This is a genomic window from Streptomyces mesophilus (assembly GCF_011044995.1).
GTDB lineage: Bacteria > Actinomycetota > Actinomycetes > Streptomycetales > Streptomycetaceae > Streptomyces > Streptomyces mesophilus.
Window position 1 is genome coordinate 1 of record NZ_JAAKZW010000014.1, and the last position, 22,488, is coordinate 22,488.

The following is a 22,488-nucleotide window of genomic DNA, read 5'->3' on the forward strand; positions in this document are numbered from 1 at the left end:
CACCCTCTCCGCGCACCCGCCCTCGCTCTCCTGGGCCGAGGCCCGGGCCTTACTCCGTCCGGCGACGACTACCTCTGCGGTCTTCTCCTGGCGGCCAATGCAGCTTCCGTCACGCCGAGTTGGAAAGCCTCGCTGGCCGACGCCCTCATCGAAGCCCATGAACACACCACCCTCGTCTCCGCCTCCCTCCTCGCCCACGCCGCCACCGGCCACTGCATTCCCCAGGTCCATGACCTGCTGAGCGCCACGGCGGCTTCGGACGAGGTCCCGCCCGGCCCGCTCGCCGCCCTCCTCGCCGTGGGCCACAGCTCGGGCTCGGACCTGCTGCACGGACTGTGCGCGGGGGCGAGGCTGCTGACACGGCCGGACTGACCGCCGCGCAGCGCCCCGCTCAGGCCGAGTCCCGCACGATCAGCTCCGGATCGAAGACCACCGACGTGGGTTCGTCACGCTTGCCGTGGATGTGCTCCTCGAGCAGCCGGGCCATCTCGGCGGCCATGTCCTCGACCGGCTGGCGCACCGTGGTGAGTTGCGGGCTGCAGGTGACGGCGATGGTGGAGTCGTCGAAGCCGACCACCGCCACGTCCTCGGGAATCCGCCGGCCGTGCTCACGGAGCACCTGGCAGATGCCCTGGGCCATCAAGTCGTTCGCGGCGAACACCCCGTCCAGATCCGGGTGTTCGGCAAGGAGGCCGGCCATCGCGGCCATGCCGCTGGCCAGCGTGAACCCGCCCTCGGCTATCGGCACGTACGGACGGCCCTGGCGGGCCATCGCGTCCCGGAACCCGTCGAGCCGTTCCTGGCTGGCGCGCACGTCGAGCGGCCCCGCCACCGTGACGATCCTGCGGCAGCCCCGGGCGAGCAGATGGTCGGCCGCCTGACGTCCGCCGTCGCGGTGGTCCAGGTCGACATAGCTCAGGGCGACCGGGCGGGCCGGACGCGCGAAGAGCACCGCGGGCAGCCCCTCGGCGGCGAGTTGCGCGGGCAGCGGATCCTCCGGGTGCGTGGACACCACGAGCGCGCCGTCCGCGCTGCCTTGGCGCAGATACGACAGGACCTCGGCGCGCGCCTCCGCGCTCTCGGCGAACATCAGGACGGGATGCATGCGGCGCGGCCGCAGATGACCGATCACTCCGCTGACCACACGCCCGAAGAAGGGGTCGGCGAAGACCCGCGCGGTGAAGGCGTTCTGGTCCTGCGCCGAGGCACCGCCCGCCGTGGCGTCACCGGCGCCGGAGACCACAAGGGCGATCGTGCCGCTGCGCCGGGTGACCAGGGATCTTGCGGCACGGTTGGGCGTGTAGCCGGTGCGTTCGATCGCCCGCCGGACCAGATCCTGGATGCTCGGGTCCACGTTGCGCACGCCGTTGATGACCCGGGACACGGTCGCCCTGGACACTCCGGCTTCCCTGGCGACATCCTCCAGGGTCGGGGCCTGTCGGTTCATGCCCCGCACCTTAACCGTGCGGCCGGTCGGCTGAATAGAGCGCTCTCCCATGATCGTTGGAGGACGAGGCCGCGTACGGGGCCCCAGGTCCGAGGCCCCTCCACCGCTCACTCGTCGCCGGCCAGCCGCACCTCCACGGCCAGCCGTGGATCCCCTGCCGAGCGGCCGACGAGGAAGCGGCAGCGGCCGGGCTCCACACGCCACCCTCGCTCATCCACCGACCAGTACGTCAACAGCCGGGCCGGTACGCGTACTTCGGCCGTCACCGCCTGCCCCGGTCCGGCGCGCACCCCGGCATAGCCCACGAGGCGGCGCTCCGGGTACTCCACCGCCGCACCCGGCCGGGTCAGATACACCTGGACGACTTCGCGGCCTTCCCTGGGACCGGTGTTGCGGATGCGTACCGCCACCGTGACGTCCTCGCCGGGACGGACGACGGGCGGCCCGGCGGCCTCCTCGTACGCCCAGGTCGTGTATCCGAGACCGTGCCCGAACCAGTACGCGGGTGCCCGCCTGCCGCGTCGCGCCCAGGCCCGGTAACCGATGTGCAGACCTTCCGCGTAGTGCAGCCGGCCCGCGGCCGGCCGCGTCCGCGTGACCGGGGCGTCGGCCAGACGCACGGGCCACGTGGTGGGCAGTCTGCCGCCCGGCTCCACGCGCCCGAAGAGCACGTCGGCGAGCGCACCGCCCGCTTCCTGTCCGGGGAACCAGGACAGGAGCAGCGCGCCGACTTCGTCGCGCCAGGGCAGTTCGACCGGGCCGCCGCTGTTGACGACGGCGACGGTCCGCGGGTTGGCCGCCGCGACCGCCCGTACCAGCGCGTCCTGTTCCTGCCCGAGGGCGAGCGAGGTGCGGTCGCTGCCTTCGCACTCGGTGTGCTCGGTGGTGCCCACGGCCACGATGACCGCATCGGCGCCATGGGCCGCGGCGGCCGCCTGGCGCAGTGTGGTGTCGAGGTCCTCGGACGGGGGCGCCGCGCTCAGGACCGTCGCGCGGCCGGTGTCCGGCGCGAGCTGCCGGGTGGCCACGACCAGCACCTCGCATCCCGCGGTCAGCTCCACCTCCGCCTCCGCGGCGGGCGGGTTCACGTGCACGACCGCGGGATCGTCCGTCGCGCGGGGGAAGTCCCCGTCGAGGACGAGGAGTTCGTCCACGGTGATCCGCATCCGCCCGAACCCCGCGAGGCCCAGCCGCCAAGTCCCGGACACACGTGGCTGCAGCCGGGCCCTGAGCTCGACCGTGTGCGCTCCGGGGGCCACGGGCGGCTCCAACTGCCGCCCGGACCGGCGGTGTCCGGAGTACAGCGGGCGGCCGTTCGCGTCGAGGACGCGGAGCCGCAGTCCCGGCTGCCCGGTCACCGGGTCGGTGCACAGGTCGGGGTCCAGCGGCGGCGCGGGACACCGCGGTGCGGGGCCCGGCACGTGCACGACACGGGCGCGACCGCGCAGTGCGGCCCGGATACCGGCCAGGAACGGCATCTCCGCGTGCGGGAAGACACCCGCGCTGCCGCCGCCCTGGGTGCGGGTGCGCGCGGCCGGTGCGCCGATGACGGCCACCGTCTTCAGTGCATGCGGGTCCAGCGGCAGCACCCCCCGATTGGTGAGCAGCACCATCCCCGACACGGCTGCGCGCCGCACCAGCCGCCGGCTCGCGGTGGAACGCGGCGACGCGGCCAGGTGCCCTGCGGCCCGTACGGCAGAGTGCTCACCGCGCTGCAGCCAAGCGGCCAGCCGCAACAGCCGACGCACCTTTTCGTCCACGGCCTCCTGGGGCACCTCGCCGTTCTCGACGGCGCGCAACAAGGCCTCGCCCCACGGCCCTTCGGGCCCGGGCATGACCAGATCGAGGCCGGCGGCCGCGGTGTCGGCGGTGGTGCGTACGGCACCCCAGTCCGACACCACGACCCCGTCGAAGCCCCACTCGCTCTTGAGCGGATCCGTCAGGAGCGCGTTGGCGCTCATCGTGGCGCCGTTGACGCTGTTGTAGCCCGCCATGACGAGGCGTACTCCGGCGCCCACGGCCGCTTCGAAAGGCGCCAGGTACACCTCGCGCAGCACCCGCTCGGCGACGCGGACGTCGACGGTGAGCCGGTCGGTCTCCGCGTCGTTGGCCACGTAGTGCTTGGCCGCGGCGGCGACGCCCTGCGCCTGGATCCCGCGGACCAGTGCCGCCCCGGTTCGCCCGGTGAGTTCGGGGTCCTCGGAGAAGCACTCGAAGTGCCGTCCGCCGAGCGGGCTGCGGTGCAGATTGAGGTTGGGCGCGAGCACCACGTCCACCCCCTTGCGCCGGGCTTCGGCGGCGAGCAGCCCGCCGAGGGACTCGACCAGCTCGTCGTCCCAGGCCGCCGCGAGCGCCGAGGCCGAGGGCAGCAGCACCGAGGTGCTCCGTTCGTCCCAGGTCTGGCCGCGGACGCCCGCGGGACCGTCGGAGAGCACCGACTCCCGCAGCTGCACGGCAGGTTCGGCGTGCGTGCGCCAGGTGGTGGCCCCGGTGAGCAGCCGGACCCTGGCGGCCGGGGTCAGTTTCTCGAGCAGCCGGTCGAGTTCCTCGTCGTTCACTCGGACCTCCCTTCGTGAGGTGTACCGGTCGGCGGTGTACGGATCAGCTGTAGACGCCGAACTCGTACAGCGAGTAGCCCCAGCCGGTCCCGCGGGCGGTGCCGTGCACGCGGACATGGCGGGCGGTCCCGGAGATGTCGAAGGAGTCGACGCCGCCGTTGCCGTCGGTCACCTCGCGCACGGTCTGCCAGTTCTGCCCGTCGTCCGAGGTCTGGATCGTGTACGCCTTCGCGTACGAGGCCTCCCAGACGAGCTGGACGTGCCGGAACGTCGTGCGCGAACCGAGGTCGACGCTCAGCCACTGCGGGTCGGCCCAGTCGCTGGCCCAGCGGCTCGTCGCACCTCCGTCGACGGCGTTCGAGGCCGGGCACGGGCAGTCGCCGTAGCTCTGCTGGAAGGAGGACGCGGTGGCCGGCTTGCCGAGCGCCACATTGGTGCCGCCCGGGGTGGGCGGCACGACCTTGACCGACCGTGTCTCGACGCCCACGTTGCCCCTGCCGTCCTTGACCTTGACGTACACCTTCCAGACGCCGGGCTTGTCGGGTGCGGTGACCTTGAGGCGTCCGCCGCCGAGGTCGGTGTGGGGCACGGTCGTGAGGTACTTGTTCTGGTCGATGTAGTTGCTGCCGACCTGCACCTCGTGCGTCAGCGCGTCGCCGTCGGGGTCGGTGACCTGCGTGGCGAGGGTGAGATCGCGCCCGGCCCCGACCTTCGTGGCATCTCCTTCGACGTCGAACCGGCCGATGACGGGCGGGGTGTTGTCGCCCGAGGTGTCGCCTCCGTACGCGCGCTTCAGTGCGTAGTACGAGAGCCGCTTCTCGCCGGCGGGCAGCAGGTTGAACCAGATGCCGCCGAAGTCGTACTCGAGGCCGTAGTGGAAGAGCGTGGCGCCGAGCGCGACGCCCTGATGGTCCTTGATGCAGTTCCAGGCACGTGTGTAGCCCTCGGCCTTGGCGCGGTCGGTGGGCTCCTCGGGCACGCCGTTGATGTCGTCGGGCACCTCCCACTCGCCCGCGGGTCCGCCCTCGGTGACGATGTACGGCTTGCTGTACCCGCCCTGCTCCCAGGCGGACTTGACGTCGCATACGGCGTCGTAGGAGTTCACCGCGTACAGGTCCAGGTCGGGTGCGTTGCGCTTGTAGTAGGGCCAGGCGCCGACCCAGGCGTCGGTGGAGGTCACGGGGTGGTTCGGGTCCACGGCGTGGATCTTCTTGGTGACGTCGTTGACGAAGGCCGTGTAAGCGTTGCGCTGGGCTTCCAGTTCGTCGCCGCTGTAGCAGTTCTGCAGGCCGAGCACCGACTCGTTCCCGACGTTCCACATCAGGACGCCCGGGTGGTCCTTGTACTCCTGGACCCACTTGGGGAATTCGTCGAGCATCTGGTTCTTGTACGCGGTGTCCGTCAGGTAGTTGACGCAGCCTCCGCTGCCCGGCCCGCCGCCGGGCTGGAGCCAGAAGCCGGCGATCACCTTGATGCCGTGGGCGGCCGCCGAGTCGAACAGGGGCTTGCTGGAGGCGTCGGTGCCCCAGGTGCGGACGGTATTGACGCCCATCGATCTGAGGTCGGGCATATAGCGGTCGGCGTCGGCGACCGAGGGCCCCCAGGTGAGGCCCTTCACCTGGTACGGACTGCCGTCGACGGTCAGCTGCCAGTTGCCCTGGCCGCCGGTCACCTTCACCACGCTCGGGGCGGCCTGGGCGCTCTGGGCGGGCAGGACGAGTGCGCCGGCGGCGAGCACGCCGGCGATCAGCGGCGCCGCTGCACGGCGCGCGCGGGTTCGGGGTCGGATCATCGTTGCCTCTCCGGTACGGATGCGGGTGCTGGGGGTGCCGCGGGAGCCGGCCCGGGCTCAGCGGGGGGCGTGGTGCCCGGGCCGGCCCGGTTCAGGGCAACTCGTAGTTCTCGTTCAGGGCGGCCCCGGCTTCGGGGTGGTTCTGGTCGTAGCCGCGTGCGTCGCACTGCAGCGCGCCGACGACGCAGTGGTCGACGAGGGCCTCGAGGGTGCGGTCGTCCCAGGCGTTGAAGAAGTCGTAGTGGAACGACCAGGCCTCACCGGACGAGAGCCGCACGTTCGACAGATCGCCGTTCACGGGGAAGGCCATCTTGAACTCGATCATCGGCAGCGCGACCGGATGCGAGGCGGGGCAGATGTTGTTGTTCGTCCCGGGGTTCACCACCGGATACGCCATGTGGCTCTGGTGGTTCGGGGTGTCGAGGTACTTGCCGTCCCAGCAACTGGGCGCCTGGAAGCGGATGTTGACCTGGACGTCCTCGCGTTCGGGGCAGTTGGTCGGGAAGTCGGTGTTGAAGAAGCTGTCACCGCACTCCCAGCCCTCCACGAACCCCTTGTGGGCGCGGAACTCCTCCCGGCTCTGCAGCGGGCTGCCCACGACGTAGCGCAGCCCCTTGGGGAAGGGCCGCACGCTGGTGTAGTCGGTGACGCCCGCCTTGTAGTAGATGACCTGCGGTCCGATCGGCAGGACCGGCCGGTCGCCGTCGAGCAGCGTGGGCATCCAGTACGCCGACTTGTCGCCGGGCGCCCGGCACTTGGTGCCGGCCGCGGAGAGCGAGGCCGTGGTGCTGGCCGCGTCGGTCGTGGTGTTGCCCATGAACGTGTGGTCGTGGGACTTGCCGGGCTGCTGCGGATAGACGATCGGGTCGTCCGGACGGGTGTGGCTGACCGAGCAGTTGGCCTGGAACTCGTGGAAGTAACGGTGCGGCGGCTCCTTGGTTGACGGCTCGACGCCGGTGACCGGCGGTTCGGCCGGTATGTAGCCGTCGCCGTCGGGGTCGTCCGCCGCGGCGCGCGTCGAGGCGGCCATCTGGTGACCGGCGTGGGCGGCCTGCGCCATGGGGGCGGCGGCCGGCGCCGCACCGCTCGTGGGCGGGCCGTCGACGCTGGAGGCGACACCGCCTATCCCGAGCGTGGTGAGCAGCAGGGCGCCGGCGATCAGACTCCCTGAGAGGACTTTCGATCTCCGTGGCATGGAGACCTCCTGGTCGATGGAAGGACGGTGGGGGTCGGGCTCTCACCCGGATTGCGCCTTCACGGGGAAAGCGGGAGAGCGCTCTCCCACTGCGGGAGTGTTGAGGTGGCCGCGTAGGACTGTCAAGAGTTCGAACGGAAGGATCAGCGGGGACCGCAACTGCCTTCATTCCCTGATGTGTTGAGGAGGAGGCTGCTGTGGCTCCGGAACATGGTGCGACACCTCTTGACGCGGGCTCACCGCACCTGAAGCATGCACGTTCGGAGAGCGCTCCCCCACCCCTGCCCGTTCATTACATGAACCAGGAGAGCCGCCCATGTCCTCAACATCCCCCCACAACCCCCAAGAGCCGTCGCACGGTTCATCGGTCGGCCGACGCACCGTCCTGGGCGCCGCCGCCACGGCCGCGGTCCTGTCGGCCACCGTCGGCCGTGCCTCTGCGGCACCCGCCGACGCATCCGCGTCCGCGTCCTCACAAGCGGCGAAGCCCCTGCGCGACCTGCCCGGCGGCGGCGACCTCGGGCCGAACGTGATCGTCTTCGACCCGTCGACGCCCGGCATCCAGTCGCGGCTGGACGAGATCTTCCGCGCGCAGGAGTCGGCCCAGTTCGGCACCGGCCGCTACGCCCTGCTGTTCAAGCCCGGAACGTACAACGGCCTCAACGCCCAACTCGGCTTCTACACCTCGATAGCGGGCCTCGGCCTGTCCCCCGACGACACCACCATCAACGGCGATGTGACCGTCGACGCGGGCTGGTTCAACGGCAACGCCACCCAGAACTTCTGGCGCTCCGCGGAGAACCTGGCCCTCGTCCCGGTCAACGGCACCAACCGCTGGGCGGTGTCCCAGGCGGCGCCGTTCCGCCGGATGCATGTGCGCGGGAGCCTCAACCTCGCGCCCGACGGGTACGGCTGGGCCAGCGGCGGCTATATCGCGGACAGCCGGATCGACGGCCAGGTCGGACCGTATTCGCAGCAGCAGTGGTACACCCGCGACAGCGCGGTCGGCGGCTGGGTCAACGCGGTCTGGAACATGGTGTTCTCCGGCGTCGAGGGTGCCCCGGCCCAGAGCTTCCCCAACCCCCCGTACACCACGCTCGACACCACCCCGGTCTCGCGCGAGAAGCCGTTCCTGTATCTCGACGGCAGCGCGTACCGCGTGTTCCTGCCGGAGAAGCGCACCGCCGCCCGCGGCGTCAGTTGGGGATCGGGCACGCCACGCGGCACCTCGCTGCCACTGGAGCAGTTCTACGTGGCGCGTCCTGGCGATTCGGCCGCCACACTGAACCAGGCGCTCGCCCAGGGCCTGCACCTGCTCCTGACCCCGGGCATCTACCACGTCGACCAGCCGATACAGGTGGAGCGCGCGGGTACCGTAGTCCTGGGGCTCGGCTACGCGACGCTCATTCCCGACGGCGGCGCCACGGCCCTGACCGTCGCCGACGTCAGCGGCGTACGCCTGGCCGGTTTCCTGATCGACGCCGGGCCCGTCAACTCCGCGACCCTGATCGAGGTGGGCCCGCAGGGTGCCTCCGCCGACCACTCGGCGGACCCGATCACGGTGCAGGACGTGTTCATCCGGGTCGGCGGCGCGGGCGCGGGGAAAGCGACCTGCGGCATGGTCGTCAACGCCCGCCACACGATCATCGACCACACCTGGATCTGGCGCGCCGACCACGGCGAAGGAGTCGGCTGGGAGACCAACCGCTGCGACTACGGCCTGATCGTCAACGGCGACGATGTCCTGGCCACCGGCCTGTTCGTGGAGCACTTCAACAAGTACGACGTCCAGTGGTCCGGGCAGCGCGGCCGCACCGTCTTCTTCCAGAACGAGAAGGCGTACGACGCACCGGACCAGGCCGCGATCCAGAACGGATCGATCAAGGGGTACGCGGCGTACAAGGTGGCCGACTCCGTGACGGAGCACGAGGGTTGGGGCCTGGGCAGCTACTGCTATTACAACGTCGACCCGAGCATCGTGCAGCACCACGGTTTCGCGGCTCCGGTCACGCCGGGCGTGCGCTTCCACGGCCTGCTGGTGGTGTCACTCGGCGGCAACGGCCAGTACGAGCACGTCATCAACGACACGGGCGCCCCGACATCGGGTACGTCGACGGTGCCGTCCACGGTGGTGTCGTATCCCTGATGGTCCGCCGGGCGTCCCTCACGTGCGTGCCGTACCGCCGTACGGCACGCACGCGAGGCAATGCGACCTATGCGACTCGGCTCAGCTGTCGGGCGTGAGCGTGAGCGTCTGCTCGTCGGCGGTGCGTCCGCCGCCGACCGGGTTGCCCGTGGTGTCGGTCCACGCGCGGGTCGGCGTCGTCTCCACGAGACGGTCCCCGTCCGCCGACATGCCGATGACCAGGCCGCTGTAGCGGTTGACCAGGCGGTACGTGTCGGTGGGCGCGCCGTCCGTCGTGGTGGTGCGGATGACGAACCACTGCTGGCCGACGCTGGGACCGCCCTTGGGCGCCGCCGTCACGGTCGGGTCGGCGCCCCAGGCGCGGCCCGCGTTCCGGCTCGAATCGACGCCGAGGAGCTGCTTGGTGGCGGCGTTGGCGATGCGGTACGAGCCGTCACCGTTGGACGTGAAGGTCCACTTGCTGCGGGCGGAGCCGGCGGCGGACAGGGAGGTGGTGCCGGAGCCGCGGGCTGCCTGGGCCAGGGCGCGCCCGCCTTCGCTTGCGATGGTGTACGTCCCGCCCGACTGGACCGGTGCGGCGGGCGAGTCCGTCTCGATCGCGGTGTTGTAGTACTCGCCGCTGCCGCCGCCGGAGCACTGCCAGGAGCAGTAGTTGCGGAAGTTCTTGCCGACGATGGTGGAGCCGGTCTTGTTCACCGAGTCCAGCATCCAGCGGTACCAGGACCCCGACTTGTAGGCGCCGGTGTCGCCGATCAGCTTCCACTTCTGCGTGGACAGGTCGTCGGTCGCGTAGAAGCGCTGGGACTTGCTGCTGTCCTGGACGATCGCTTCGGGTGTGCCGATGTACAGGCCGAGGTACGCGTTGTAGGCGATGTTCATCGTCAACAGGTCGGACTTGGCGGGGAGTTCACCGGCCGCGACCTGCTCGGCGACGTTCCCGTCGTTCGCCGGGTCGTAGTCGTGCTCGACGGGCGTGTAGCCGTTGGGGTTGTCGGCGTCGACCGGCTCCATGTTGCTTTCCTTGCCGCCGACTCCGGGCTGCGACCAGGCGCCGTCGTACCACTTCTGCCAGGACCCCGGCGCCATCTTCGCGGACATCGGGGCGCGCGCCACATGGCCGCGGCTGCCGTCGGTCCAGCCGCCGGAGACGCCGCCCTTCGGGATGGCGCGGGAGTTGTAGTAGACGTAGAAGTAGCCGGACGCGGTGTCGACGAACAGCCGCGCGTCACCGTTGCCGTAGTGGTACAGGTCGTGCGGGAAGGCCTCGTTGTCCCCGCGCTTCGTGCTGTACGGCGAGGTCAGGACGTGGTCCTTGATGTCCCAGGTCTTGCCCTGGTCCTTGGAGACGGCGTAGTCGAGCGCGTCGTAGTGCAGTCCGTCGTCGAAGGGGCTCGGCGTGAACTCGTTGTGCACCAGGCCGTACCAGTCACCGGTGTCCGGGTCGACCCACACGCCCATGAGGTCGCAGTAGTTCTTCTGCGCGTAGTGCGAGGTGTCGGGCGCGTATGTGGACTCGCGGCCGGTGGGGCTGTTGTTGCAGCGCCAGGTCGTGTCGTCGTTGCGGTCACGTGCGTCGGCCGGGTTGACCGCGCTGCTGAGCTTGGTGTCCAGCTTCGCCGAGTCGAAGTCGCCGCCCGTGTAGAACGACCACTTGCGCGGGTCGTTCGCCGCGTACAGCGCGTGCGCGGACTGGTAGTGGAACGTGCCGTCCTTGTCGATGTACGTGCCGGCGGGGGTGTCGTCGGGGTTGGTCCACGTGCCGATCTGCCCGACGTTCACCGAGTACGACGGGGCGTCTTCGGCGGCGGCTGCCGTCGGCGACGACAGCGCCGCACCTGCCACCAGGGCGGCCGCCGCGGCGAACGCGCCGGCCGTCCGTGCTCTCGTACGAGCGGACATACGAGTTGACACAGGTACTCCTCGATTCAGGAGAGGGGGGAGGGGGATCGAACCGGCGACCACCCGAGGGCGGTACGCCACTCGAGGACCAGCCAGCCGCGGTGCGGCAGAGCGGGCTCGAGGTGCAGAGGGCCGGCCGCCGACGTCATGGCGGCCGGGGCCGGGTCGGCCAGCGGCGCGAGCAAGGTGGCGCGCACCGTGTCCGGAGCGGGAGCGTGGGGCAGGTCGATGCGCGGATGGGCGGGGTCGGCGCTGCCGTTGGCGATCGCGAGCCGGAGCGTGTCGCCCGACCGCGACAGCCGCGGGATGAGATGGGGAGCGCCGTCGATCAGCGGAAGCCGGGGGTGAGCGCCCTCCAGGAACCGCACCGACGTGTGGAGCAGGCGCTGTCCCCGGTCGCTGCGGGCCAGTCGGTCGGGCGCCGTCGCGGCGAGGACCGCGACGCGTCCGCCGAGAGCGTTCACGTAGTGGCAGCGGCCTGCGCCCCACTGGCTGTCGTCCGGCGTCAGGATCTCGGTGATCACCTGGGCGCCGGGGGCCGGTTCGAGCAGGGCGAGCGCCGGCTGGACGTCGACGCTCACGTACGCGCCCTCGTCCGCGCCGGCGAGTGCCGTGATCCGCTCGGCAGCGTAAGGGCCGGGCTGTGCCGGTTCCTCCCGGGCGTACAGCCGTCCGGCGCGCACCCCGAGCAGGTCGGCGAAGCCGCGCTCGGTGAGCAGCTGCGCGGCCACCCCGTCCAAGAGCAGCCCGCCGCTCAGCATCGCGCGCAGCTCGTCGTCGCCGAAGGCGTCGACGGCCCGGCCGAACAGCGCCTGGACGGGGGCCGGTTCGGCGGTGACGGGAACCCCGTAGCCGAGCAGGAAGTCCGCGGTCCGCGCGGGACCGGCCTCCAGTTCCTGCCAACTCCCACCGGTGGTCCGCAGGTGAGTGGCGGTGTCCGGCTTCCACGGCAGTCCGATGCCGAGGGAGGCGGACTGTTCGGGGTGCAGCCGGGCGGCCCAGTCGAGGGCGGGCCGTGCGCGGCTCAGGAGCCGGTCGATGCGCGGGAACTGTTCGGCCCGCTCGGCCGAGCTGGGGTGCACGTTCAACAGGAGTGCGTCGGCGCCCGAAAGCTGCGCGGTCACCATCTCGGACCAGGTCTGCGTGTCCGACTTCGACCAGGCGGTGTGCGGCCAGTTCTCGATCTCGGGCTCGCAGGCCACATAGGGCGGACGCAGCGCGCGTTGCGCCTCGAGGGACCACACGGCCGAGGTCAGACTCCGGCCCGGAGTGTCGGAGTAGGGGGCGAAGTGCGGCCGCTGGGTGGCCTGTTGCCCGATCGACAGCGCGGTGAACAGGGCGTCCCAGTCGCGTCCCTCGACGGAGTGCATGGCCGGCAGTGAGCTCATCAGGCCCAGCCGGCTGCGGCCGGCTGAGTTCTCCCGTACGGACTGCGCGAGCCCTTCCGCGACTTCGAGCTGCGCGGTGCGCCAGACCTGCTGGAGCAGGGCGCGCCAGGGATGCGGGCGTCCGGGTGCGGTGACGGCGGCGACCACTTCCTCGCGTGTGACCTCCTCCCCCACGAGCCGGGACAGGCGCTCCATCATGAGCGGCTCGAAGCCGCCGCCCCAGTCGAGCGGTGCGTGGTTGTGGAAGCGGAAGTCGTCCTCGACCCACAGCACCCGGAAGCCGAGCTGAGCGAAGCGCCCGTAGTGCGCGTACAGCCAGGTGCGCCATGCCGGGCAGGCGAACGACGCCTGGGCGGCGGCCACTTGTCCGCTCGGCGAGACCATGGGGGCGAAGCCGAGCCGGTCCCTGCGGCCGCGGTCCGCGTGCCCGACCGTCACCCACGGGTTGAGGCTGACCTCCACGCCCGCGCCCGTCAGGACGTCGCGCGCCTGGGCCGCCGCCGCGAACCAGGTGTCCTCCTCCGCTCCGGCCAGATGACCGGTGTACGCCTCTTCGGCGCCGAGCAGCAGGACGACTTCCGCGACCTCGTTCTCCTGGCACACCTTGGCCAGGTGCCCGGCCCGCTCGGCCAGGTCACCGCCGGGCCGCAGCTGGTAGCGCAGGTGGTAGCGGGCCCTCGGGCCGCGGGGCGTCAACGGCACCTTCATCCATCGTCTCCATCGCCGAGCTCGATTAGTTCGACTAGAATCTGAAATTAATACTTCCTAGTCAACAGGCCGGAACCGGAAAGTTTCTGACAGTGATCAAGGGCCTCTCGCCGAGGACCGACCGTTCGCGTACGTTGACCGGGAGTACGGCGAGCGCGCGAAGAGGGGCCAAGTGAACGTAGATCCACCCAGATCAGGCGTACGGAACGTGGGCGGGGATGGATCGTCCAAGGCACGCGACCGTGCGTCGCTGCGCCGCACCAATCTCGCTCTGGTGCTGCGTCTGTTGCGGGACGCGGGACCACGGCCGCGCACGCAGATCGCGACGGAGACCGGCCTGCCCAAGGCCACGATCACCAACCTGGTCGCGGAGCTGGTGGAGCGCGGTCTCGTACGCGAAGGGGACTCCGCGCGCGACGGCGCCGTCGGCCGCCCGAGCCGCACCCTCGCGATCGACGGCCGTTCCGTGTGCGGTATCGGCCTGGAGATCAGCGCCGACTACGTCCATCTGATCGCCCTCGACCTGCGCGGCGAGGTCGCCGCCGAACACCGCCTGCCGCTCGACGCGCGGGCCGCCGGTCCGGACGCGGTCCTCGACCGGGCGGCGGAGGCGATCCGCGCCACCCGCCGGACGCTGCAGGGCCGGAAAGCGCAGGCGGTCGCGGTGACCGTGGCCGCGCCGGGCGTGATCCAGCGCGACAGCGGAGTCGTCTCCTACGCACCGAACATCGGCTGGCGTGATGTCGATGTGGTCGGCGGCCTACGGGAGCGGCTCGGCCGCGGCTGCCCGCCGGTCCGGCTGGAGAACGACGCCAAACTCGGCGCCGTGGCCGAGTACTTGGTCGCCGCGCAGGCCGGTATCCACGACCTGATCTATGTGACCGGCGAGACCGGCGTCGGCGGCGGCATCATCTCCGACGGACGATTGCTGCGCGGATCGGCCGGATTCGCCGGCGAGATCGGCCATATGCGCCTGGCCCCCGACGGAAAGCCGTGCGCCTGCGGCCGGCAGGGCTGCTGGGAGACCATGGTCGGCCTCAACGCCCTGCTCGAGCACGCGGCCGCACCCGACGACCCCGTACGCGACCCGAGCGTGGACCTGGAGCAGCGCCTCGCGGAACTCAGACGCCGGGCCGACGCGGGCGAGCCCGCCACCCGGGCCGCGCTCGACAAGATCGCCGACGGACTCGGCCTGGGACTGACCGTACTGGCCGATGTGCTCAACCCGCGGGCCATCGTCCTGGGCGGCTACTTCGCCTACTTCGGCGACCACTTCATCGCGCAGGTGGAGAACGAGCTCACCGCACGCGTCGTGGCCCCCGACGCCGGCGGCTGCACCGTCCTGGCCTCCACCCTCGGGTTCACCGCGGCGGCGCGCGGCGGCGCCCACGCCTCGCTGGACTTCGTGTACCAGGATCCGGGCGGGACGATGGCAGCACCCGGGTGATACAAGGCACCCGGGTGCTACAAGGATCGCAACCCCCGCTTGATACGCGAGGGTTGGCCGGTCAGCCCGAAGGCCGACCGGCCAACCCCAGAGCGACCGCTCAGAAGCTCACCCTTCGGCAGTGCCCGCCCGCACCGGCCCCCCCGATCGTCCGGGCCACCGCCGCGGCCATCGCCTCTCGCCCGGCCGCCAGATACTTGCGGGGGTCGACCACCGCGGCGTGTTCGGCGAGGTGGTCGCGTATCGCCCGGGTCATGGCGACGTTCAGCGCGGTCCCCACGTTCACCTTGGCGATGCCGCCCGTCACGGCCAGGGCGAGTTCGCCGGCCGGGACGCCCGACGAACCGTGCAGGACGAGCGGCACCTTGACCGCCTCGCGCAGCGCGGCGAGCAGCGCATGGTCGAGCGTCGCCGTGGCCTCGGTCATCGCGTGCGAGCTGCCGATGGCGACGGCCAGCGCGTCGACTCCGGTCTCGGCGACGAACTCCCGTGCCTCGCCGGGCTCGGTGCGCGCGCCGGGTGCGTGCGGGTCCAGCGGCGGCCGGCCGTCCTTGCCGCCGACCTCGCCCAACTCGGCCTCGATCCACAGGCCTTGGGAGTGCGCCCAGTCCGCGGCGGCCCGCGTGGCGGCGACGTTCCGCTCGTACGGCAGATGGGCCGCGTCGTACATGACCGAGCTGAACCCGGCAGCCGCGGCCTGCCGCAACAGGTCGTCGCGCTTGACGTGGTCGAGGTGCAGGGACACCGGCACGGAGGCGCACTCCGCGGCGGCGACGGCGGCCCGGGCCAATGGCAGCAACTGCCCCTGCCGGAAGGCGACCGCGTTCTCGCTGACCTGAAGGATCACGGGCGATCCGGCGGCCTCCGCACCCGCGATGACCGCTTCGACGTGCTCAAGGGTGATGACATTGAAAGCGGCGACGGCCTGCTGCTTGGCCGCGGCCTCGGCGACGAGTGCGCCGGTGGTGGCGAGTGGCATCGAAGTCCCCCTTCCGGCCGGTCAGGCGGAGGCGAGCACGACGGACCGGGTCAGATGCCGCGGCCGGTCCGGGTCGAGACCGCGCGCCGCCGCCACCGCGACGGCCAGCCGCTGGGCCCGCACCAGCTCGGCCAGCGGGTCGAGCGTCCCCTCGATCCACAGGGCCCCGGTCGCACGGACCTGCTCGGCGAGACCCTCCGGCGCCGCACCGAACATCCAGGTGGCCGTGCCGGTGGTGGAGATGGAGATCGGTCCGTGCCGGTACTCCATCGCCGGGTACGCCTCGGTCCAGGACAGTGACGCCTCGCGCATCTTCAGGGCGGCCTCCTGGGCGAGGCCGTTGGTCCAGCCCTGGCCCAGGAAGCTGAACTGGGTGCTCTCCACGAGCCCTTCGGGCAGCGGCTCGGCCAGCGCCACGCGCGCGTCGGCCACGGCCTGAGGGGTGTGCAGGCCCAGATGCGCCCGCAGCAGGGTGAACGCGGTGGTGGCGAACCGGGTCTGCACCACCGACTCCTCGTCGGCGAAGTCGAGCACCACCACGTCATCGGCGGCCGTCATCACCGGCGTATGCGGGTCGGCGGTGATCGCGGTCGTCCGGGTGCTCCCGCGCAGCCGCGCGAGCAGCTCGAGCACCTCGGTGGTGGTGCCGGACCGGGTCAGGGCGATCACCCGGTCGTACGTGCGGCCCACCGGGTATTCGGATGCGGCGTAGGCGTCCGTCTCGCCCAGGCCCGCGCTCTCACGCAGCGCGGCCACGGACTGCGCCATGAAGTACGAGGTCCCGCAGCCCACGAGAGCGACCCGCTCCCCCGGTGCGCCGAGCGCCTGCCCGTGCCCGGCCGCCGCCTCGGCGGCCCGCTCCCAGCAGTCGGGCTGGCTGTTCAGTTCCGCCTCTATGTGGCTCATGCCCACTCCGCTCATCAGAATGATTGTTCCTGCAAGATAAAGCCTTGTTTCAAACATAATCAAGCATTGAGGTGTGCGTTAAGGTCGTCCCGGACGGTGCGTGTCACGCACCGACGGACCGACAGGGAGGCTGTGGATGTCACGCGAGGCGCGCTGGCAGGCACTCCTGGAACTACTCGTGGAGCGCGGCCGCCTGGACGTCGAGGGCGCGGCGAAGGAGCTCGACGTGTCCGCCGCGACCATCCGCCGCGACTTCGACCAGCTCGCCGAGCAGCAGATGCTGGTACGCACCCGCGGCGGCGCCCTCGTCCACGGCGTCTCGTACGAGCTGCCGCTGCGCTACAAGACGGCGCGGAAGGTCTCGGAGAAGGAACGCATCGCCAAGGCGGTGGCGGGCCTCATCACGCCGGGCGAGGTCGTCGGCCTGACCGGCGGCACCACCACGACCGAAGTGGCCCGCGCCCTGACCCTGCGGCCCGACCTCGCGGACGGCGCACCGGCGTTGACCGTCGTCACCAACGCGCTCAACATCGCGAGCGAACTGGCCGTCCGGCCCCAGTTCAAGATCGTGGTGACCGGCGGCGTGGCCCGCCCCCAGTCCTACGAGCTGGTCGGCCCGCTCGCCGACGGCGTCCTCGACCAGATCGCGCTCGACATCGCGGTGGTCGGCGTGGGCGCCTTCCACGTGAAGCACGGCGCCAGCGCCCACGACGAGGGCGAGGCCGGCATCAACCGCCTGCTGTGCGAACACGCCGCGCGCGTCGTCGTGGCCGCCGACTCCACCAAGCTGGGCGAGCGCGCCTTCGCCCGCATCTGCACGACCCAGCAGGTGGACGTCCTGGTGACCGATACGGGCCTGTCCCCGGAAGCTGCCGCCCAGTTCTCCGACGCGGGCGTGGAAGTCCTCACCGTCTGACGGCTGCCGCAAGGCGTGCCACGACCTGCCGGCCGCCGCGAGGTGCCCGGCCCGGGAGGAGTCACGCTCCCAGGCCGCGCCGGCGCTCAAGCCCTCGTCTGACCGGCGTCGAAGTACCGGACGAGGTCCGCGTCCAAGGCCGGGACGTCGTACGGCGTGCCGCCGTCGCGCAGCGAACGGGTCGCGAGTTCGCCCGCGGCCACGCTCATCCGGGCCGCGACCGGAGAGGTGTCGGTGACGCCCCCCTCGCGGACGAAGCGGCAGAACTCCTCGATGATCCGGCCGTCCGCGCCGCCGTGCGAGCCGTCGGCCGCCGGGACGCGGTGCACCGCGTCGGCGTCCGACCGGTAGGCACTCGGCCCGGTGTTCCAGACGCGGATCTCGTCGCCGGGCCGGTCACCGAAGTTCTCCAGACGGCCCTCGGTCCCGATGACCGTGTAGTTGCGGAAGTAGTCGGGACTGAAGTGGCACTGCTGGTACGCGGCGATGACCCCGTTGTCGAGGCGCATGTTCATCACCGACACGTCCTCGACGTCGACGACATGGTGCAGGTCCTTGCGCGCCGTCGGCGGCCAGTCGAACTCCTTCAGCCAGCCGTCCGGACGCGGGGTGTCCGGGGCGCGGCGGGGCAGGTCTCCGTAGACCATCAGGTCGCCGAGTGCGTTGACCCGGCTGGTGTAGCCGCCGGCGAGCCAGTGCACCACGTCGATGTCATGGGCGGCCTTCTGAAGCAGCAGTCCGGTGGTGCGGCGACGGTCGGCGTGCCAGTCCTTGAAGTAGTAGTCGCCGCCGTACGACACGAAGTGCCGTACCCAGACCGTCTTCGGCTCCCCGATGTCACCGCGCGCGATCAGCTCGCGCATGGTGCGCACGACACCCATGTGCCGCATGTTGTGGCCGACGTAGAGCCGGGTACCGGTCTTGTACGCGGTGCGCAGGATCTCGTCGCACTGCTCGGTGGTGATGCCGAGCGGCTTCTCCACGAAGGCCGCCTTGCCGGCGCTCAACGCGTCGCAGGCGATGGCCTCATGGGTGTCGTCGGGGGTGGCCACGATGACGGCGTCCAGCGTCGGGTCGTCGAGGAGGCGGTGGTAATCGTCGAAGGCTGTCGCGCCTTCGTACCGGTCCGGGACTCCCGCGCGTACGGCCGGATCGGTGTCCGCGACCGCGGCCACCACGGAGCCGCGACCGGGCCGGTGGGCGGCGTCGGCGATGCTGGCGCGCAGGCCGAGGCCTATGACGCCGATACGGAGATCGTCTGTCATCACTTGTTCCCCTTCGCGATGGCGTCCTCGAACTCGCCGCGGATGGCGTCGCCGCCGTCGCGCAGCCACTTCTTCAGCGATTCCTTGTAGGTGGACAGCGGCTTGCGCCCGGCGACGATGTCCTTGATGTCGTCCTCGAGCTCCGAGCGCAGGGACTGCCACTTCGCGGCGTACGTGTCGGAGTAGAAGCCGATGGTCGGGTCGGCCTGGGCGATCTTCAGGAGTTCGGTCTGCGTCTCGTGGATCGAGCGCGTGACGTCCGGCTTGCCCGGGGTGTAGAGGGTCTCCGGGGTGTTGCCGAGGAACTGCAGCGGGTCGAAGGTGGTCAGCGCCTCGCCCTCGCCCTTGGGCGTGAGCGCGACGTCGCCGTCCTTGGTCCGGGTGTGGTGGGTGCCCTCGATGCCGTTGCCGAGGAACAGCCGCTCCTCGCTGCCGAAGGGGGCGTTGAGGTAGTCCATGACGGCGAGCAGCGTCTTGACGCGGCTCTTGTCGGCCTTCTTGCTGATGCCGACGAACCCGACGGAGCCGATGCCGAGGTTGTACTTGGGGCTCGCGCCGCTCTCGGCGGCGAAGGGCACGATGATCTCCATCGGCCAGTCGTACATCTTGGTGTCGCTGAGCAGGCCGGGGAAGGACTGGACGTGCGCGCCGAGGTACCCGCCGCCCATCTTCTCGAGCGTGGTGCGCAGGTTCGGGTCGGGCCAGAACAGCTGCGCCTGCCGGCACTTGAGGGCGAACTCGATCGCCGCGAGGTACTCCTCGGTCTCGTAGCGGGCGGTCAGCTTGCCGTCCTTCAGGGACCACCAGTTGGGAGCGCCGTACCACTGGCTGAACATGTGCACGTGGTTCACATAGGCCGGTTCGAGCACGTACTTCCTGCGCTTGATGTCGAGCAGGTCCTTGCCCTTGGCCAGGAAGTCCTCGGCGTCGTCGAAGCGCACTCCGCCGACGGGCTTCCAGAAGTCCGAGTTGGCGACATAGACCTGGCCGAAGCGGCCGTACGGCACGGCCGTGCCCCAGATCTTGCCGTTGATGACGGCGGTCTTCCAGGCGAAGTCGGGGATGTTGGCGAGGTTCGGGAACTCCTTGACCGCATCGCCGGAGAGATACGACGTGAGGTCGTGGAAGCGGGCCTCCAGGAGCTGCGGCACGTTCTTCAGACCCTGGTTCGGCGGGAACCACACGAGGTCCGGCAGATCGTCGCTCGCGGTGAGGGCGTTGAGCTTGGTGCGGTAGACGTCCTCGTCGCCGAGGCCGTTGACGACGGTCATCCTGAACTCGGAGCCCAGCTGCTTGTTGAGCTCCTGCCAGTACGCGTTGCGGCCCATGGCCGGCGGCGCGGTCGTGAACGTCTCGGTGAGCGCCGTGATCGGCTTGCCGTCGCCGGGGGTCTTCGCGACGGACTTCACCAGCTTCTTCGGGTAGCGCAGATACGCCGGGTCGAGGCCGTCGGCGTTGCCCGCGAGATCCGGTGCGGCCACGTTCGCCGCGATGTACGTGGGCAGCTTGACCTTGGCCGACTTGGCGGCGCCGCCCTTGCCGGACGCGGCGCCTGAGCCGCAGGCCGTGAGCAGGGAGCCGCCGGCGACCGTGAGGCCCGCGAGACCGGCGGCGCCGAGGAAGCCGCGGCGGTTGAGGGAGGAGGACATGGGTGGGGAACTCCTTGTGAGGTGCGGGGAGATCTTGCAGGAAGGCGAGAGGGCCTCGGTGAGGAGCGGGGCTCAGCCCTTGACCGCGCCGGTGAGGACGCCCTTGGTGAAGTGCCGCTGCAGGAAGGGGTAGACGGCGATGATCGGCACGATGGCGAGGAGCAGCACGGCCATCTGCGTGGCGCTGGACGGCGGCAGGCTGGAGACGCCCATGGCCGACTCGTTGATGGTGTCGCCCTGCAGCACATAGGAGCGGAGCACCATTTGGAGCGGGAGCTTCGCGCCGTCGTTGATGTAGAGCATCGCGTTGAAGAAGTTGTTCCAGTACGACACCGCGTAGAACATGCCGACCACCGCGAGCACGGCCTTGGACAGGGGCAGCACGATCCGCCACAGGATGGTGATCTCACCGGCCCCGTCCAGGCGGGCCGCCTCGTGGAGTTCGTCGGGGATGCCCTGGAAGAAGGCGCGGACGATCACGATATTGAAGGCGTTGAGCATGATCGGCACGATCAGCGAGGCATAGCTGTCGATCATGCCGAGCTGGTCCACCACCAGGTAGACGGGGATGATGCCGGGCGTGAACAGGAACGTGCCGAGGACGAGGAAGAGGATCGGCTTGCCGGCCACCGTCCCGGGCCGGGACAGGCCGTAGGCGAGCGCGATCGTGCACAGCAGGCTCAGCGCGGTGCCGACCAGGGTGACGCCGATGCTGACGAGGGCGGCCCGGGTGACCACTCCCCCGGACAGGACCGCTTCGTACGCCTGGAGCGTCGGCTCCGTCGGGAACATGACGTACCCGCCGTTGGCCGCGATCTCCTCCTTGCCCGCGAGGCTGGTGCCGAGGGCGATGAGGAAGGGGTAGCCGACGGCCACCACGATCGCGCCGAGCACGAGGACCTTGAGGCCCTGCCCGTACCAGGTGGGGCGCTCCATCCAGGGCGGTCGCCCGTCGGTGCGGCCCTTGAACGTGTCGGTGCGGCGCTTGAACAGGCTGATGGCGGGCGTGGTCATCGGTAGACCCCCTGCTCTCCGAGGCGGTGGGCCACCTTGTTGGCGACGACGATCAGGACGAAGCCGATGACGCCCTTCATCAGGCCGGCGGCGGTGGACATGCCCCAGTCGCCGTCGACGACGCCGTGGTAGTAGACGTACGTATCGAGGACTTCGGCGGCGTCGGGGCCGACCGCCTCGCGCTGCAGCAGGATCTGCTCGAAGCCGACGGAGAGGATCTCGCCGAGCCGCAGGATGAGCATCAGGACGATCGTGGGGCGGATGCCCGGCAGCGTGACGTGCCACATCCGGCGGGCCCAGCCGGCCCCGTCCATCGCGGCCGATTCGTACAGGCCGTTGTCGATGGAGGCCATCGCCGCGAGGAAGATGATCGCGCCGTAGCCGGCGTCCTTCCAGATCATCTGCGAGGTGAGCAGGAACGTGAAGGTGTCCGGGTTGGTCATCAGGTTGCCGGCCCCGATGCCGTGCTCGGCGAGGTAGCCGCTGATGGTGCCCGCGCCGCCGAAGACCTGCTGGAACATGGCGACGACCACGACCCAGGACAGGAAGTGCGGCAGGTACACGATGGTCTGCATGAACCGCCGGGTGCGGTTGCTGATCAGGGAGTTGAGCAGCAGCGCGAGCGCGATCGGTGCCGGGAAGAACAGCAGCAGCTGTACGGCGGTGATCTCCAGGGTGTTCCAGACGGAGGACCAGAACTCGGGCTGCTCCAGGAGCGCCGTGAAGTTCGTCCAGCCGACGAACGGGCTCTCCTTGAACCCGAGATACGGCTGGTAGTCCTGGAAGGCGATCGTGTTGCCGGCCAGCGGCAGATAGAAGAAGACGGCGAAGTACACAACGCCGGGGATGCACAGGAGCAGCAGGGCGCGGTCCCGCTTGAGCCGCGCACGCAGCGGCTTGCGGACGGTCGGCGCCCGCTTCCCGCCGCGGGCGGGTGGTGCCGGCTTGCGCGCCGAGTGCCCCGTCGGGGGCGGAACTTGAGGGGTTGACGTGTCCGAGCGGGTCGAAGCGGACGCAGCTGTCGGCACATTCACCTCCTGCGTCGAGTGGGAGTGCGGTGGGGGCATGGGGTGACGCTCGGGCCACTGCGACGCCGGGGTCTCCGGGCTGCGCGACCATGGGAATCTTGCAGCCTGAAAACACTCGATGACAAGAGATGCTCGAAGGATCTTTCTTTTT

16 protein-coding genes are annotated in these 22,488 nt (G+C 70.6%); 4 read left to right on the plus strand and 12 right to left on the minus strand.

From position 1 onward, the window contains the following. Positions 1-372 (plus strand): oxamate carbamoyltransferase subunit AllH family protein (locus G6045_RS06855; protein WP_165330916.1); only part of this gene is annotated, 372 nt, incomplete at its 5' end. A 19-nt stretch (positions 373-391) separates the two neighbouring features. Here the strand turns inward: G6045_RS06855 and G6045_RS06860 are convergent. The 4 genes from G6045_RS06860 to G6045_RS06875 all read right to left on the minus strand — a co-directional run bounded on the left by G6045_RS06860 (position 392) and on the right by G6045_RS06875 (position 6,992). After that, complete coding sequence (locus G6045_RS06860) at positions 392-1,447, minus strand: LacI family DNA-binding transcriptional regulator (RefSeq protein ID WP_165330917.1); 1,056 nt, start codon at positions 1,445-1,447, stop codon at positions 392-394. Positions 1,448-1,554: 107 nt separating this feature from the next. Continuing rightward, positions 1,555-4,005 carry a glycoside hydrolase family 3 C-terminal domain-containing protein gene (locus tag G6045_RS06865; protein ID WP_328707680.1) on the minus strand — a complete coding sequence of 817 codons (2,451 nt, stop codon included), beginning with the start codon at positions 4,003-4,005 and terminating at the stop codon, positions 1,555-1,557. 43 nt (positions 4,006-4,048) lie between these two features. Continuing rightward, on the minus strand, positions 4,049-5,797 hold the full coding sequence (locus tag G6045_RS06870) for a discoidin domain-containing protein (RefSeq protein ID WP_165330919.1): 1,749 nt from the start codon (positions 5,795-5,797) through the stop codon (positions 4,049-4,051). A 91-nt stretch (positions 5,798-5,888) separates the two neighbouring features. Beyond that, the gene (locus tag G6045_RS06875) at positions 5,889-6,992 is read right to left on the minus strand and encodes a DUF1996 domain-containing protein (protein WP_165330920.1); all 1,104 of its coding nucleotides are present in this window, start codon (positions 6,990-6,992) and stop codon (positions 5,889-5,891) included. Positions 6,993-7,308: 316 nt separating this feature from the next. Here G6045_RS06875 and G6045_RS06880 point away from each other — a divergent pair, with 316 nt between their 5' ends. Continuing rightward, positions 7,309-9,138: a coagulation factor 5/8 type domain-containing protein gene (locus G6045_RS06880; protein ID WP_165330921.1), complete on the plus strand. Its 1,830-nt coding sequence runs from the start codon at positions 7,309-7,311 to the stop codon at positions 9,136-9,138. Positions 9,139-9,219: 81 nt separating this feature from the next. Here G6045_RS06880 and G6045_RS06885 read toward each other — a convergent pair whose 3' ends face one another. Next, complete coding sequence (locus G6045_RS06885) at positions 9,220-11,049, minus strand: RICIN domain-containing protein (protein ID WP_328707681.1); 1,830 nt, start codon at positions 11,047-11,049, stop codon at positions 9,220-9,222. Between the two features lie 14 nt (positions 11,050-11,063). Further along, entirely contained in the window at positions 11,064-13,133 is a 2,070-nt protein-coding gene (locus G6045_RS06890; RefSeq protein ID WP_165330922.1) for a hypothetical protein, read from the minus strand. Between the two features lie 208 nt (positions 13,134-13,341). On the opposite strand from G6045_RS06890, the gene G6045_RS06895 reads away from it, so the two are divergent. Further along, positions 13,342-14,580, plus strand: coding sequence for an ROK family transcriptional regulator (locus G6045_RS06895; RefSeq protein ID WP_165330923.1), 1,239 nt, complete (start codon positions 13,342-13,344; stop codon positions 14,578-14,580). 100 nt (positions 14,581-14,680) lie between these two features. On the opposite strand, the gene G6045_RS06900 is transcribed toward G6045_RS06895, so the two are convergent. Beyond that, entirely contained in the window at positions 14,681-15,559 is an 879-nt protein-coding gene (locus G6045_RS06900) for a class II fructose-bisphosphate aldolase (protein ID WP_165330924.1), read from the minus strand. Between the two features lie 21 nt (positions 15,560-15,580). After that, a complete protein-coding gene (locus tag G6045_RS06905) occupies positions 15,581-16,465 on the minus strand; it encodes an SIS domain-containing protein (RefSeq protein WP_165330925.1) in 885 nt (294 codons plus the stop codon). A gap of 136 nt (positions 16,466-16,601) precedes the next feature. Here G6045_RS06905 and G6045_RS06910 point away from each other — a divergent pair, with 136 nt between their 5' ends. Next, a complete protein-coding gene (locus G6045_RS06910; protein WP_165330926.1) occupies positions 16,602-17,381 on the plus strand; it encodes a DeoR/GlpR family DNA-binding transcription regulator in 780 nt (259 codons plus the stop codon). 86 nt (positions 17,382-17,467) lie between these two features. On the opposite strand, the gene G6045_RS06915 is transcribed toward G6045_RS06910, so the two are convergent. The 4 genes from G6045_RS06915 to G6045_RS06930 form a co-directional block, all read right to left on the minus strand. Next, positions 17,468-18,646 carry a Gfo/Idh/MocA family protein gene (locus tag G6045_RS06915; protein ID WP_165330927.1) on the minus strand — a complete coding sequence of 393 codons (1,179 nt, stop codon included), beginning with the start codon at positions 18,644-18,646 and terminating at the stop codon, positions 17,468-17,470. Next, positions 18,646-20,295: a type 2 periplasmic-binding domain-containing protein gene (locus G6045_RS06920; protein WP_165330928.1), complete on the minus strand. Its 1,650-nt coding sequence runs from the start codon at positions 20,293-20,295 to the stop codon at positions 18,646-18,648. The genes G6045_RS06915 and G6045_RS06920 overlap by 1 nt, the downstream gene beginning before the upstream one ends. 72 nt (positions 20,296-20,367) lie before the next feature. Continuing rightward, positions 20,368-21,309, minus strand: a complete 942-nt coding sequence (locus G6045_RS06925) for a carbohydrate ABC transporter permease (RefSeq protein ID WP_165330929.1) — start codon at positions 21,307-21,309, stop codon at positions 20,368-20,370. After that, a complete protein-coding gene (locus tag G6045_RS06930; protein ID WP_408056307.1) occupies positions 21,306-22,343 on the minus strand; it encodes an ABC transporter permease in 1,038 nt (345 codons plus the stop codon). The genes G6045_RS06925 and G6045_RS06930 overlap by 4 nt, the downstream gene beginning before the upstream one ends. Positions 22,344-22,488: the final 145 nt, after the last annotated feature.

What these genes read in the sequence shown, in the direction of transcription:
- G6045_RS06870 (WP_165330919.1), bottom strand. Translation starts at nt 5,797, where the DNA reads ATGATCCGACCCCGAACCCGCGCGCGCCGTGCAGCGGCGCCGCTGATC.
- G6045_RS06860 (WP_165330917.1), bottom strand. Translation starts at nt 1,447, where the DNA reads ATGAACCGACAGGCCCCGACCCTGGAGGATGTCGCCAGGGAAGCCGGA.
- G6045_RS06900 (WP_165330924.1), bottom strand. Translation starts at nt 15,559, where the DNA reads ATGCCACTCGCCACCACCGGCGCACTCGTCGCCGAGGCCGCGGCCAAG.
- G6045_RS06915 (WP_165330927.1), bottom strand. Translation starts at nt 18,646, where the DNA reads ATGACAGACGATCTCCGTATCGGCGTCATAGGCCTCGGCCTGCGCGCC.
- G6045_RS06925 (WP_165330929.1), bottom strand. Translation starts at nt 21,309, where the DNA reads ATGACCACGCCCGCCATCAGCCTGTTCAAGCGCCGCACCGACACGTTC.
- G6045_RS06910 (WP_165330926.1), top strand. Translation starts at nt 16,602, where the DNA reads ATGTCACGCGAGGCGCGCTGGCAGGCACTCCTGGAACTACTCGTGGAG.
- G6045_RS06890 (WP_165330922.1), bottom strand. Translation starts at nt 13,133, where the DNA reads ATGAAGGTGCCGTTGACGCCCCGCGGCCCGAGGGCCCGCTACCACCTG.
- G6045_RS06875 (WP_165330920.1), bottom strand. Translation starts at nt 6,992, where the DNA reads ATGCCACGGAGATCGAAAGTCCTCTCAGGGAGTCTGATCGCCGGCGCC.
- G6045_RS06920 (WP_165330928.1), bottom strand. Translation starts at nt 20,295, where the DNA reads ATGTCCTCCTCCCTCAACCGCCGCGGCTTCCTCGGCGCCGCCGGTCTC.
- G6045_RS06905 (WP_165330925.1), bottom strand. Translation starts at nt 16,465, where the DNA reads ATGAGCCACATAGAGGCGGAACTGAACAGCCAGCCCGACTGCTGGGAG.
- G6045_RS06880 (WP_165330921.1), top strand. Translation starts at nt 7,309, where the DNA reads ATGTCCTCAACATCCCCCCACAACCCCCAAGAGCCGTCGCACGGTTCA.